14 protein-coding genes are annotated in these 13,303 nt (G+C 66.4%); 4 read left to right on the top strand and 10 right to left on the bottom strand.

What is annotated here, in order from left to right; all coding sequences use genetic code 11:
• The first annotated feature begins 20 nt into the window (after nucleotides 1-20).
• A complete protein-coding gene (coaA, locus tag AC1MB9_RS01135) occupies nucleotides 21-977 on the top strand; it encodes a type I pantothenate kinase (protein WP_479963212.1) in 957 nt (318 codons plus the stop codon).
• 49 nt (nucleotides 978-1,026) lie between these two features.
• Here coaA and AC1MB9_RS01130 read toward each other — a convergent pair whose 3' ends face one another.
• Genes AC1MB9_RS01130 through idi form a run of 8 tightly spaced genes read right to left on the bottom strand, consistent with a single transcriptional unit; the run spans nucleotide 1,027 to nucleotide 8,819 of the window.
• Nucleotides 1,027-3,195: an MMPL family transporter gene (locus tag AC1MB9_RS01130; RefSeq protein ID WP_479963211.1), complete on the bottom strand. Its 2,169-nt coding sequence runs from the start codon at nucleotides 3,193-3,195 to the stop codon at nucleotides 1,027-1,029.
• 7 nt (nucleotides 3,196-3,202) lie between these two features.
• Nucleotides 3,203-4,087 (bottom strand): prenyltransferase, encoded by an 885-nt coding sequence (locus AC1MB9_RS01125; protein WP_479963210.1) that lies wholly within the window; start codon nucleotides 4,085-4,087, stop codon nucleotides 3,203-3,205.
• Nucleotides 4,077-4,406, bottom strand: a complete 330-nt coding sequence (locus AC1MB9_RS01120) for a lycopene cyclase domain-containing protein (RefSeq protein ID WP_479963209.1) — start codon at nucleotides 4,404-4,406, stop codon at nucleotides 4,077-4,079. Before AC1MB9_RS01120 ends, AC1MB9_RS01125 begins: the two co-directional genes overlap by 11 nt.
• Nucleotides 4,403-4,732, bottom strand: coding sequence for a lycopene cyclase domain-containing protein (locus AC1MB9_RS01115; RefSeq protein ID WP_479963208.1), 330 nt, complete (start codon nucleotides 4,730-4,732; stop codon nucleotides 4,403-4,405). Before AC1MB9_RS01115 ends, AC1MB9_RS01120 begins: the two co-directional genes overlap by 4 nt.
• On the bottom strand, nucleotides 4,729-6,297 hold the full coding sequence (gene crtI, locus AC1MB9_RS01110; RefSeq protein ID WP_479963207.1) for a phytoene desaturase family protein: 1,569 nt from the start codon (nucleotides 6,295-6,297) through the stop codon (nucleotides 4,729-4,731). Before crtI ends, AC1MB9_RS01115 begins: the two co-directional genes overlap by 4 nt.
• Nucleotides 6,298-6,301: 4 nt before the next feature.
• A complete protein-coding gene (locus AC1MB9_RS01105) occupies nucleotides 6,302-7,189 on the bottom strand; it encodes a phytoene/squalene synthase family protein (RefSeq protein ID WP_479963206.1) in 888 nt (295 codons plus the stop codon).
• Nucleotides 7,186-8,256 (bottom strand): polyprenyl synthetase family protein, encoded by a 1,071-nt coding sequence (locus AC1MB9_RS01100; protein ID WP_479963205.1) that lies wholly within the window; start codon nucleotides 8,254-8,256, stop codon nucleotides 7,186-7,188. The genes AC1MB9_RS01105 and AC1MB9_RS01100 overlap by 4 nt, the downstream gene beginning before the upstream one ends.
• Nucleotides 8,256-8,819, bottom strand: a complete 564-nt coding sequence (gene idi / locus AC1MB9_RS01095) for an isopentenyl-diphosphate Delta-isomerase (RefSeq protein ID WP_479963204.1) — start codon at nucleotides 8,817-8,819, stop codon at nucleotides 8,256-8,258. Before idi ends, AC1MB9_RS01100 begins: the two co-directional genes overlap by 1 nt.
• 78 nt (nucleotides 8,820-8,897) lie before the next feature.
• On the opposite strand from idi, the gene AC1MB9_RS01090 reads away from it, so the two are divergent.
• Entirely contained in the window at nucleotides 8,898-9,515 is a 618-nt protein-coding gene (locus AC1MB9_RS01090; protein ID WP_479963203.1) for a MarR family winged helix-turn-helix transcriptional regulator, read from the top strand.
• Here AC1MB9_RS01090 and AC1MB9_RS01085 read toward each other — a convergent pair.
• A complete protein-coding gene (locus tag AC1MB9_RS01085) occupies nucleotides 9,512-10,708 on the bottom strand; it encodes a sensor histidine kinase (RefSeq protein ID WP_479964556.1) in 1,197 nt (398 codons plus the stop codon). The two genes, AC1MB9_RS01090 and AC1MB9_RS01085, sit on opposite strands and share 4 nt — an antisense overlap.
• The gene (locus tag AC1MB9_RS01080; protein WP_479963202.1) at nucleotides 10,708-11,379 is read right to left on the bottom strand and encodes a response regulator transcription factor; all 672 of its coding nucleotides are present in this window, start codon (nucleotides 11,377-11,379) and stop codon (nucleotides 10,708-10,710) included. Before AC1MB9_RS01080 ends, AC1MB9_RS01085 begins: the two co-directional genes overlap by 1 nt.
• Nucleotides 11,380-11,476: 97 nt before the next feature.
• Between AC1MB9_RS01080 and AC1MB9_RS01075 the strand changes: the two genes are divergently transcribed.
• Both AC1MB9_RS01075 and AC1MB9_RS01070 read left to right on the top strand, forming a co-directional pair.
• Nucleotides 11,477-12,889: a ferredoxin reductase family protein gene (locus AC1MB9_RS01075; RefSeq protein ID WP_479963201.1), complete on the top strand. Its 1,413-nt coding sequence runs from the start codon at nucleotides 11,477-11,479 to the stop codon at nucleotides 12,887-12,889.
• Nucleotides 12,886-13,302, top strand: coding sequence for an FMN-binding protein (locus AC1MB9_RS01070; protein ID WP_479963200.1), 417 nt, complete (start codon nucleotides 12,886-12,888; stop codon nucleotides 13,300-13,302). Before AC1MB9_RS01075 ends, AC1MB9_RS01070 begins: the two co-directional genes overlap by 4 nt.
• Nucleotide 13,303: the final 1 nt, after the last annotated feature.

Below are 13,303 nucleotides of genomic sequence, written 5' to 3'. Positions count from 1 at the left end.
GTCGGACTAAGCTTGGGCAAATGTCCGATCCGATGTTCAGCGCGCGTAACAACGGTCACGCGACCCCCTTCGTGGAACTCGACCGGGCAGATTGGGCGGCCCTCGCGCCCACCACCAAGTTGCCTCTGAGTGAGACGGAACTCGTACAACTGCGCGGTCTCGGCGAGCCGCTCGACCTCAGCGAGGTGACGGATGTCTACCTTCCGCTCAGCCGGCTGCTGAATTTGTACGCCGCCGGAGCCCGCCAGTTGCACCGCGCCACGAGCGATTTTCTCGGCGAACGGGCGCAGCGCACGCCCTTCGTGATCGGGATCGCCGGATCCGTTGCCGTCGGTAAATCCACGACGGCCCGTCTGCTGCGCGAGATGCTGGCACGGTGGGACGATACCCCCCGCGTGGAGCTCGTCACCACGGACGGTTTTCTGTTTCCGAACGCGGAATTGGCCCGTCGCGGTCTGATGGAACGCAAGGGTTTTCCGGAGGCGTATGATCGCCGGGCGCTGTTGCGCTTCGTGAGCGCCATTAAAAGCGGCGCGACCGAGGTGCGGGCTCCGTTCTACTCACACCTCACCTATGACATCGTGCCCGACGCGCAGATCGTGGTACGGCAGCCCGACATTCTCATCGTCGAAGGCCTCAACGTGCTGCAGCCGCCCGCGGCCGGCCACGGGCTCGCGGTCGGCGATCTCTTCGACTTCACGATCTATGTGGATGCCCGCACCCAGGACATCGCCCGGTGGTACGAAGAACGTTTCCTTAAGCTGCAGCGCGGAGCCTTCGCCAACCCGAAGTCGTATTTTCACCGTTATGCCTCACTCACCGAAGATGAGGCCAGGGCGCGGGCGCGCGGCATCTGGAAAAGCATCAACGAACCCAACCTTCTGCAGAATATTCGCCCGACGCGGTCGCGCGCCACGCTTGTGCTGCGGAAGGACCCCACGCACCTGGTCTCCACGGTGCTCGTGCGCAAGGTCTGACTCGATGCGTCCGGTCGACCCCCAGCAGGTCAACCGGACGCCGGGATCTCTACCGGAGCATGTCCCGGCCGAGTCGCGACGGCCACCAGATGGCCCGACCGATGTCGTACGACAGGGCCGGCACCAGCAGGGAACGCACGATGACGGTGTCCAGGAGCACACCGAACGCCACGATGAACGCGATCTGCACCAGGAACAGGATCGGGATCACGGCCAACGCCGCGAAGGTTGCCGCCAGCACAACACCGGCGGACGTGATGACGCTGCCGGTCATGGCCAGGCCGCGCAGGATTCCGGGTCTCGTGCCGATACGCATCGTCTCCTCCCGCACCCTGGTCATCAGGAAAATGTTGTAGTCCACGCCGAGGGCCACCAGGAAGACGAACCCGAACAGCGGCACCGTTGCATCCGCTCCCGGAAACTGGAACACGTGGTTGAACACGATGGCCGAGACGCCGAGGGCGGCCGCGTAGGAGACGACCACGCTCGCCACCAGCAAAACCGGGGCCACAATCGAGCGCAGCAGCAGCATGAGGATCACCAGGATCACCAGCAGCACGATGGGAATGATCTTGACGAGGTCGCTTTGCGCCGTCGTGTTGGTGTCCAGCGCGATCGCCGTCACGCCGCCGACCAGCACACCGGCATCGGTCTGCGGGAGGTCGTCCCGGAGGGTGCGCACGACGCCTTCGGCCGTCTGGGAATCGGCCTGTGAGGACAGCACCGCGTTGATCAGCACCTGTCCGTCCCTGACCACCGGCTCGGCCGGGGCCCCTGGACCGGTATTGCCGGTGTAGATCGCGGCCGAACTGACGCCGTCGGCCGATTCGACGGCCGACAGCATGGCATCCGCGTTGGTCTGCTCGGTCACGATGACGACGGGGCTCCCGGCGCCGCTGGGGAAGTGTTCGGCGGCCACTTTCTGGCCATCGACGGCTTCAGACTGGGTGAGGATGATGTCGGTCTGCGCCACCCCGTTTGCCTGCAGTTGCAGCAGGCCAAGCGAACAGGCCACGAGCAGCAGCACGGAGGCGACCCAGGTGACGCGCGGTCGACGCGCGACGAGTCCGCCGACCCGCTTCCACAGACCGGTCACCCCCTGCAGCCCGTCGAAGGCCGCGACCGCCGCGTGGCGGGCCGGCGCCTCGTCGGCGACCACCCGCGGCCGGAACGGCCAGAAGGCGACGCGCCCGAAGAGGACCAGCAGAACCGGCAGGAGAGTCAGCGAGGCGAAGAGCGAGAAGACGATACCGATCGCGGCGATGGGCCCCAGGCTGCGGTTCGAGTTGAGATCGGAGAACAACAGGCAGAGCAGGGCGATGATCACGGTCGCCCCCGACGCCGCGATCGGTTCGAGGGCGGCCCGCCACGCCCGCGCCATGGCCGCCCATTTGGATTCGACCTGCCGGAGAGCTTCCCTGTACCGCGCCACCAGCAGCAGGGAATAGTCGGTGGCCGCGCCGATCACGAGGATGGACAGGATGCCCTGGCTCTGCCCGCTCAGCTGGATCCAGCCCCAGCTGGCGAACGCGTACACCAGCAGGATCGCGGCCGACAGCGCAAAGACGGACGTGAACAGCACGAGAAACGGCAGCACGATGGAACGGTAGACCAGCAGCAGGATAAGGAAGACGGCGCCGGCCGCGACCAGGAGCAGGAGGCCGTCGATTCCGGCGAACGCGGCGACCAGATCCGCGGTGAGACCCGCCGGACCGGTGACGTAGGCGCTCGTCGTCGCGGTCGTTGACGTGTCGGCGACGGCGCGGAGATCGGCGACGACCGCGTCCACCTCGTCGGTGTCGCTGATCGGCACAATGAATTCCACGGCCATGCCGTCTTCCGACGGAATCGGTCCGATCACCGAGGGAACGCCAGGGGCCGGTGCCTCCTGTACGCCGGTGACGTCACCGAGCTGCACCGCAACGTCGGCGTAGGACGCCAGGTCGGCGGGGGCAATCGTCGTGTCGGAGACGAAGAGCACAATCGCGGGGATCGCGTCGGAGTCCGTGAATTTCTGCGCCACCTCGTTCACCCGGGTGGATTCGGCGCTGGCCGGGAGGAACGCTGCCTGATCGTTGCTCGACACGGAGGAGAGCTTGCCGAAGGTGGGGCCGCCGAAGCTGGCGGCCACCAGCCAGACGATCAGGAGAACGGCCGGAAGCACGATGCGCAGCCAGCGTGGAGGGTTCCAGTCGCGGCGTCGAGTTTGATCCGTCATGGCGTGGTCAGGCCCTTTCAAGTGAATATGCGATCAGCAGCATGGTGATGAGAAAGCCCATCGAGTAGTTGATCCAGAGGAAGCGTCTCCAGCCGCGGTTGGCCGACTCGGATTCTGCGTCGGAGACAGAGCGGAACGGAAATGCCGTGGCAATGTAGGGCAGCACCAGCAGGGCGGCGAGCGGCCCCGGCCATGCCGTCGGGAGCATCAGCACACCGGCGGCGGCCCAGGCCGCCATCGCGAAGCGCACCGTCCAGCGGGCACCGATGACGGTGGCCACCGAGTGGATGCCGCCCGACCGGTCGGGCATCACATCCTGCACGGCACCGAACGCGTGGCTGGCCATTCCCCAGAGGAAGAAGGCCGCCAACAGCAGCACGAGCTGAGGCGTCGCAGTCGCCCCGGCGAGCACGAGTCCGTACACGGCCGGAGAGACGAAGTGCGTGCTGGAGGTGATCGAGTCCAGAAAGGGCTTCTCCTTGAAGCGCAGTCCCGGAACGGAATATGCGGCGACCATGAAGAGGCTGAGGGCCAGAACCAGCCAGGACAGCGGATTGCCAAGGACGACCAGCAGGACGATGAAGGGAACGGTGGTGAGTACCGCGACCCACAGGATCAACCGATGATCGGTGCGTTGGAGCACGGCCCCCTCGAGGCCGCCCTTGCGGGGATTGGCGAGGTCGGATTCGTAGTCGAAGACGTCGTTGATGCCGTACATCGCGAGGTTGTAGGGCACCAGAAAGAAGAGCGTGCCGATGACGAGCGCCGCATCAATTTCGTGGCCGGTCAAGTAGTAGGCGGCTGCGAAGGGAAAGGCGGTGTTGATCCAGCTGACCGGACGCGAGGCCAGGAGCAGGGCGCCGATGAACTGGCGTGAACGGTTAGCGGTCATGTGCTTGTCGCCCCCCGACGAGAAGCCACAGCGCCGGGAGCAGGATCAACCCGGCCAGCGGGTAGGCGAAGTCCTCCAGCGGGGCGACGCCGATCAGAAGACCGGACGTGACCGAGGCGGAATAGGCCATCAAGCCCGTGCGAATCATCACGTTGTCGAAGACGGCGGTGAGGATCATCACGACCGTCCCGGACATGAGGACGGGCAGCCACCACCGCGCGACGAGGGCTCGTCGCGACGCCCCGCGCGCGAGCAGCGCGGCCAGCAGCACCGCCGCGGCGACGGCGACGAAGATCAGGCTCAACCAGGCATAGGTCATGATCGACGCTCCCTGGTGCGGCGCCCGGCCAGTTCGACACCGGCGACGAGCACCATGATCAGGTAGCAGAGGAACGCGAGGAAGAAGGGTTCTTCGAGCGGCAGTTCCGGCGACAGGAGAATGCCGGTCATGAAGCTCGTTTCGCCGCGGAAGAATATTCCCAGGTGGATGCCCAGCAGGTCCCAGACCAGGAAGAACGCGACGCCGATGATCAGCACGGCCGCCGCTCGCGGCGCATCCTTCCAGAAGAAGAGCCCATAGCGCCGGTCGATCAGCACCATGCAGCCGATCACGACAACAAGAATTATCAGGTAGCTGAGGCTCACAGTGGCTCCGGCAACGCTCGCGTGCTGGTGTCCCCGCGAAGCTGCTTGATCACAAGTTCGGCGCTGATCAGGCACATCGGCAGGCCGATGCCGGGCACCGTCGTGCCGCCCGCGTAGAACAGTCCCTGCACTTTGCCGGAGACGTTCTTTCCACGCAGGAAGGCGCTCTGCCGCAGGGTGTGTGCGGGTCCGAGTGCGCTGCCCTTCCACGAGTTCAGGTCCTGCTCGAAATCCGCCGGTCCCATGGTGCGCCGCACCACGATGCGCTCGGCGAGGTCGGGAATGCCGGCCCACGTGGCGATCTGATCGATGACCGTATCGGCCACGGCCTCCACGGCCCGATCGCCGGCGCCGTTCACCCCGCCGGCACCGATAGTCGGGTCGGCCGGTACCGGGACGAGAACGAAGAGGTTCTCATGACCGGCCGGCGCCACCTGGCCATCCGTTGCGCTCGGACGGCAGACGTAGATGGATGCGGGGTCGGGGACCGAGGTCGGTTGGGCGAAGATGCGGCCGAAGTTGTCGGCCCAGTCCTCGGTGAAGAACAGGCTGTGGTGAGCCAGTTGCGGCACGGGGCCACGCACGCCGAGGAAAACGAGGACGGCTCCGGGCCCGGCGACCTTGGTCTGCCACCACTTCTCCGGATACGTGCGCAGCGCCTCAGGCAGCAGCTCGGTTTCGGTGTGGTGCAGGTCAGCGGCCGACACCACGACATCCGCGGCGACGTGCCGCGGAATTCCGTCGGCATCCGTGTAGCGCACGCCCGTCACGACGGTGCGTCCGCCGGTCTCTTTCGTGGAAATCGCGGTCGCGCGTGCCTCGGTCACGATGTCGACGCCCTCGCCGGCGGCCAGGCGCGCGATCGCCGCGATGACCTCGGCGAAGCCGCCCGATGGGTAGTAGACACCGTCTTCGAGGTCCAGGTGACTCATCAGGTGATACAGGCTCGGTGTCATCGACGGGGCCGATCCGAGGAAGACGGCGGGATATCCCAGAATCTGCCGCAACCGGTTGTCGGTGAACGAGCGGGCCACGAAGCGATCGAGCGGCTGGAGCAGCAGCCGGGTGAGCCGAACGGTTCGCTTCATCACATCCGCCACCAGGAGGGTTCGGAATGAGGCGAAGGTGCTGTACAGAAAACGGCGGACGGCGACCGTATAGGTATCTCGTGCGGAGTCGAGGTAGCGATCGAGGGCGGCCGCGGCGCCCGGTTCGATCCGCTCGAAGGAGTCCAGGTTCGCGTCCCGGTCGGCCGTGATGTCGACGGAGTCGGCGTGGTTCTCGAAAAACACCCGGTACCCGGGGTCCAGTCGGGTCAGCGTGAGCTGCTCAGCGCTGCTGGTGCCCAGCAGACGAAAGAAGTGGTCGAAGACCTCGGGCATCAGGTACCACGAGGGCCCCGTGTCGAAGCGGAATCCGTCGCGTTCCCAGCTGCCCGCCCGGCCGCCGAGGTCCGTGCGCGCTTCCAGCAACGTGACGCCGTATCCGTCGCGCGCCAGCAGTGCGGCGGTGGCCAATCCCGCGATGCCGCCGCCGATGACGACTGCCGTTTTCGTGGTACTCACCGGGTCAACGCGCCCGTCCGTGCGTCGTGGCGGCCAGCACGATCGCGAGCTTCCCGGCGTTGGGCACACGGATGCGCGCCGTCAGCAGATCTGCCGCCGGGGTGGCGCGCACACGCTGCGTCAACGCGGCGAAGAGTCCGTGGGCCGCCCTGACCGCGAGTCGGCACGTCTGCGGCAGTTCGGGAATGACCGCGGCGGCCGCGTCGAGGTCGGACTCGATGTCGGCGATCACCTCGAGTTTCTGCGCTTCGGTCAGGTGATCGGGATCGAGGTGGGGGAAGTAGTTTCGGCCCAGGTCGATCCAGTCGGCGCGGAGGTCGCGCAGAAAATTGATCTTCTGGAAGGCAGATCCGAGCCGGCGCGCACCGCTCTCCAGCCGTTCGCGTTGCTGGGAATCGCAGGGCACGCCGAAGAGGAACGCCTTCAGGCACATGAGTCCGATGACCTCTGCCGACCCGTATATGTACTCGCGCACCCCCTCGGCCGTGAAGCCTGCGGGATCGAGGTCGCGTCGCATGGAGGCGAAGAAGGGGCGCGTCAGCTCGGTTCCGAATCCGAGGGCGCGGGCCGTGACGGCGAAGGAGTGCACGGTGAGGTTGGTGCTGTATCCGCTGTCCAGGGTGCGCTCGGTTTCGGTTTCGAGCGCATCCAACAGGGCACGCTGCGCGTCAACGTCCAGTCCGGCCGCCGCGGCTGCCCCGTCGACGACCTCGTCGGCGATGCGCACGAGGCCGTAGATGTCTTCAATGTGCGGCCTGATCTGCGGGCTCAACAGCCGGGTGGCCATGCCGAAGGAGGTCGAGTATTCGCGGATGATTCCGGCCGAGCTGTTGTGCGCGGCCCGGGAGTACAGGCCGAGGCCGCCGGCGGCATCCGTTCGTTGAATGGTCATGCGGCTCGGTCGCACGCTTTCTGCGCGACTTCCTCGAGTTGTCGGCGCAGGCCGGTGGGGATGGCCGGAGAGTCAATCGCCGCCATGGCCAGCTGTGCGTAGTCGGTGATCAGGGTCTCGATGAAGTCGCGGGCGCCGCTGCTTTCGAGAATCTGCCGCACCCGCGTCGCATCGGCCGAGGTGATGTCGGAGTGCGCGAGAATGCTCGCCAGCTCATCGGTCGCGCTGCGCTGCAACGCGTAGCACATCAGCAGCGTCATCTTTCCTTCGCGCAGGTCGCTCGTGGAGCTTTTTCCCGTCTCGTCTTCGACGCCGAAGACGCCCAGAATATCGTCACGCAGCTGGAATGCGATGCCGATGTTGCGGCCGAATTCGCTCAGGCCACGTACGGTCTCCGCGCTCGCGTCGGCCAGTATGGCACCGGCCTGCAGCGGAGCCTGGAAGGAATAGTGCGCGGTTTTCCACTGCGTCATGGACACCACGTCGGAGAGCACCGGAATCTGCACGCTGGTGCTGAAGGCGACGTCGGCGAGTTCGCCGGCCGCGGTGACGAACAGGCACTCCTCGAGCAGGTCCAGCAGCGCCAGTCGCTTGTGCTCGACGACACTCAACCGGGCCACCTGCGCCTGCGCCGCCTGGATGAGCAGGTCACCGGCCAGGATGGCGGAGGCCTCCCCCCACGTCGCCGCGGATCTCGCGCTCACGCCCCGAGCGGACGCCTGCGCGGAAAACGTGCCGAGCAGGTTGGGCTGTCCGCGCCGCATCGTGTCACCGTCGATCACGTCATCGTGCAGCAGGAAGGCGGTGTGCAGCAGCTCGAAGGCCATGGCGACAGCCACGGCATCGTCCTGGCTGTCTCCACCCAGTGCCGCGTACGTGTTCAGCACGAGGGCCGGCCGGAATTTCTTGCCGCCCTCGCTCGAATGCCGAGCGGCCGCCCAGAGTTCGGCATATTGGCCGCCCAGCGTGGCGGCCCGCAGCTCTTTCGCGTCGAAGAAGTCGGCGAGGCGCGTCGTCACCTCGGTGATATGAGTGGATGCGGTGAACAGGGATACGCGGGGGGTCATCACAGCACGTCCTCTCGTCGGGCGCCGGAGCCGCCCAGCAACGCCAGCTCCTTCGCCTGCAACACCAGCCACGGGCTGAACGCCCACGGGGTCAAGCGGATCGACCGGCCGAGGCCGAGGGGATCGACCCAACGGTGGTCCATCACTTCGTCGGAACGCGCACGCACGGGGCCGAGAGCCGACGCGACATAGACCGGGCAGACCTCGTTCTCCACGATTCCGGAGGCATCCGTTGCCCGATACCGAAAGTCCCGAAGCGCCAGGTGCACACCCGACAACTGCAGCCCCACTTCGTAGGCTGCCCGGCGGTGTACCGCGTCGAGGCCGGGCTCCCCCGGCTGCGGGTGTCCACAGAACGAGTTCGTCCACACTCCCGGCCATGCCCGCTTCGTCAGCGCGCGTCGTGTCACCAGCACTTCGCCGGCATCGTTGAGCACGTGGCAGGAGAATGCGAGATGCAGGGGCGTGTCGACCCCGTGCACGGTGGCTTTGGGTGCAACGCCGACGGGCGTGCCGTCTGCGTTCAACAGAACGACCTCTTCCACTTCGGTCGTGACTGGCATCGCACCTCCTCTGATGATTAAGCTAGTCTAGCAAGTAAATAGATTGGAAAGCATCACGTTCAGTCATATAATACTCGTATGACCGCATCGCACAACAGGCCTTCCCCGGCCGCCGACAGGATGCTTGACCCACGCGTCATCGATCCCCATCAGGATCTCGTGGACTACTCGACCATGGGCGAAGCCGAAATTGCCCAGGTCACGCAAGTGCTGGTGGGCATGCGCCGGTGGCGCGAATCGGAAGAGGCCCTGAGCTTCAAATCGAGGAACCACATGCGGTTGAACGAAAACGATATGAAGGCACTCCGTTTTCTGGTCGTGTCACAGAACCAAAACGTCGTGGCCACCCCCGGTGCCCTCGCCGAACATCTGAGCATCTCGAGCGCATCAACGACCAAGCTGCTGGACCGGCTCGCAGCCGGCGGCCACGTCGAACGTCAGCCTCACCCCACCGACCGACGCGCGTTGATGATCACCATCACCAAACGAACCCACGAACAGGTGCGGGAGACGGTGGGCCGCACGCATGCGCTGCGTTTCGAGGCCGTCGCCCGCCTCACGCCCGCGGAACGCGACGTCGTCATCCGCTTCTTGAACGACCTCAGCCGCACCCCCGGCGAGGTGGACGACGCAGCGGATGCGGACGGAGCCACCCTGCCCGGCCCTCCCCGAACCGCGGCGCGGCAGGGCAACTAGCCCAGCGGCAATTCGATGTGCACGATCCCGCCCGGCCGGTCGGTGACCACCTCGACCCGTCCGCCGTACCGGGCGACGACGTCGGACACAAGTGCCAGCCCGAGCCCATAGTGCCGCGAATTCTCGGTGACGGGACGACGTGACGAGAAGCGTTCGAACGGTCGGGTATCGACCGGAAACCCCGGGCCGTCGTCGCTGACTTCGACGGTGATGAGACGGGGAGCCCCGGTGATCGTGATCGCCACAGTACTAACGGCGTGATCGAGTGCGTTCGAGAGGAGCGCGAGATATACGCGGCGCAGGGGCGGCTCGACGGCACGGATCAACGCCGGTTCCCCAGAATGCGTCACGTCGACCACGATCCCGCGGTCGCGCGCGGCAGCCGCGACGCTCCCGACGGCGTCGTCGGCCAGTTGACCCAGATCAACGTCGACCAGGCCGACGTCCCGCGTATCGGCCGCCACGAGGAGATCCTCGACGATTCCGGTCAACGCCTTCGTATCCTTTTCCACGGCGGCCACCTCCGCCGCGATCGTGCCGTCGCGATCGTCGCGTGGCAGGGCGCGCCGAAGCATTTGCACGCGGGTACTCAGCAACGTCAGCGGAGTGCGCAGCTCGTGGCTGGCATCGGCGACGAATCTGCGCTGTAACGCGAGGGCTTCGATCAGCGGCCTCATGGCCCGCCGCGACAGCAGGTAACCGGCCCCGCCGGCCGCGACCGCGCCCACGATTCCGGCGACTATCAGCGACCACAGCAGGCGATTGATCTCTTCGTGCGCTTCCCGTCGGTCGATGGCGACCTGGACGGTGACCCCCTGGTCGGCACGGGTTCTCACGCTGTAGGACGTGCCCTCGGATTCCGCAACGGAATCGATGGTCGTGCGGGTCGAGGTGACCTCCCGAAGCGCGTCCAGATCGGGCAATCCCTCGGGCAGCGCTTGACCTGATGACACGTGTCCGTCCCGCATCGTGATCACGTACGTGCCGGGGGCCGCTTCGTCGCCGCGAAGGTCCTGCCCGGCGCTGGTCAGGGCACGATTGGTCGACTCGGCGATGCTCGTCGACACGAGCACAAAGGCGACCACCCCCACGAGGGCGACGATCGCAACGATGAGCGCCGAGAATTGCAGCGCCAGACGCAACGATGTTCGACGCAGAAGGCGTTCATCGGCGGTGAGCCGGCGACGAACCATCACGGTCCCCCCAGGCGGTAGCCGATTCCGCGAATAGTGGTGATACATCCGCGGCCGAGCTTGCGACGCAGGTAGTGCACGTAGGTGTCTACAACGCCGATGTCTTCCGCGTCGGGGAAAACCCGGCGCAGCAGTGTCTCGCGTTCAAAGACCTGCGATGGTTCACGGGACAGTTCTCCCAACAAGTCGGCCTCACGCTCGGACAGGGCCACATTCTCACCGCCGGCCAGCCGCACGCGACGGGATTCGGTATCGAAGGCGGACCCGCCCGGCAGCCGGATCGTTGCGGCTGCGGCGCGGTGGCGGCGCAGCAGTGCGCGCACCCTGGCGAGGAGCTCGTCGACATCGAATGGTTTGGCCAGGTAGTCCTCGGCACCGCGGTCGAGCCCGTCGACCCGATCCGCGGGGTTGCCGAGCGCGGAGAGAATCAGGGTGGGCGTCTCGATCCCGGCGGCGCGGAGCTTGCCGAGCACATCGAGGCCATCGATCAGTGGCAGTCCGCGGTCGAGGACCACGGCGTCCCACTCCTCCGTGAGCGCGAGATGGAGCGCGCGCTGCCCGTCCCTGGCCGTGCTGACGTGATATCCCTCGCCCGTGAAGAGGGTCTTGAGCATGCGCAGTAACTCCGCGTCGTCTTCGACGACGAGGAGACGGTGGTGGGTCTGCGGCATAGACAAAGTATAGGGAGGCGCGCCGGCTAAGAATTCTGGAAGAAATGTGGACGATCGTGGAGAACGCAGACACCCGTCTTGAGAAACGAGCCCCGATATGTCTCTCCGAACGCAACCCGTCCGGCGGTTCACGCCCGACCGGATCGACCGCACCCGGCGTGCCGCGTCCCGTCGCCGGGCGCGCGCCGCCGACCTGCTCTTCGTCGCCTGCAGCACCTCGGTGGCGATCGCGGTTGGCCTGTATCTGGCCTACGGCGGTCTCGCCACCGTCACCGACGCATCCTCCATGATCACCGCCGCGGGGATCGTGACCGGTCTGGTGGGAACCGACCTGATTCTCGTCATGCTCGTGCTCGCCGCCCGGATCCCGCTCATCGACCGCGTGGTCGGCCAGGACAAGGCCATGGCCTTTCATCGCCGGCTCGGCAAGCCCGCCCTCTACCTGATCCTCGCCCACGGCATTTTGCTCACCACGGGTTACGCCATGGCCGACGGCCAGTCCGTGGTCGCGGAGACCGTGACGTTATTCAACGCGCCGGACGTCGCCTTGGCCTACCTCGGTCTCGGCCTGCTGGTGACCGTCGTCGTCACCTCCGTGGTCGCGGTGCGGCGCCGGTTCTCGTACGAGGCGTGGCATCTCATTCATCTGCTCAGCTACGCTGCCGTGCTGGTGGCCGTTCCGCACCAGCTCAGTGCCGGCGCCGTGCTGGCCGACGGAACCTGGCAGCGCGTCTATTGGCTGGGTCTCTACGTGCTCGCCTTCGGCTCGATCGGCGTGTTCCGGTTCATTGTTCCCATGGTCCGAAGCGCCCGGCACGACATTCGCGTCGCCGCAATGGAACAGATCGCCCCCGGGGTCGTTTCCATCCATTTGACCGGCCGCGACCTCGACCGGCTGCGCACCAGGGGCGGGCAGTACGCGATCTGGCGCTTCTGGACCGGGTCCACATGGTGGCACGCTCACCCGATTTCCTTCTCCGCCGTGCCCACGAATGGCACGGCCCGTATCACCGTTCGGGATCTCGGTCGCGGCAGTCGCGCTCTGGGCCGGGTGCGCCCGGGAACCCGAGTGTCGATTGAGGGGCCCTACGGGGTGTTCACGGATGCGCACCGTTCCGCGCCGAGACTGGCCGTCATCGCGGCGGGGATCGGGATCACCCCGATCCGCTCGTTGCTCGAGGATTCGTCGCTACGGCCGGGAGAGGCCACCGTGATCCTCCGCGGGACCGACGATTCCCAGCGCTACCTCTGGGACGAAATCGGCTCCCTGGCCGGTATGCGCGGCAGCACGGTCCACACCATGATGGGAGCGCGGCCGCCGGGCCTCGCCACCTGGATGTCGGCCGAGGCGCTCGGCCGCGGAGTCACGATCAGCAGTGCGTTGCCGCATCTGCTGAATTCTGACCTGTACATCTGCGGGCCGCAGGCCTGGACCGACCTGGTCGTGCGGGATGCTCTCGCGGCAGGACTGCCCTCAGCCCAACTCCACGTGGAAAGGTTTGACTGGTGAGACGCCGCGCAATCGCCCTGAGCCTCCTGACCTCATCCGTAGTGCTGGCCGCCGGCTACCAGTTGGGCGCACAGGTCCATGCTCTCGACGGGGTGGCCTCCCGAAGTGCGGCAACCGCTTCGTCGTCGTCTGCCGCTGCCGGGACGTTCACCGGCACGAGCGAACAGACCCGGTTCGGGAACGTGCAGGTACAGATCACGGTCGCGAACGGCACAATCTCAGACGTGACTGCTCTGCAACTCACGAACGCGGATCAGAGATCCGTGTCGATCAGCAATCGCGCTGCCCCGGTGCTCCGCGACGAGGTGCTGGCCGCTCAGTCCGCGAACGTGCAGAGTGTCTCGGGAGCGACGTATACCAGTAGCGGCTACCTCGGCTCCCTGCAATCGGCGCTCGACCAGGCGGGGATCTGAG

The organism is Cryobacterium sp. AP27 (assembly GCF_056680495.1).
Note: the sequence above shows the minus strand (reverse complement) of the source record. Positions and strands in the feature narration are given on the sequence as shown.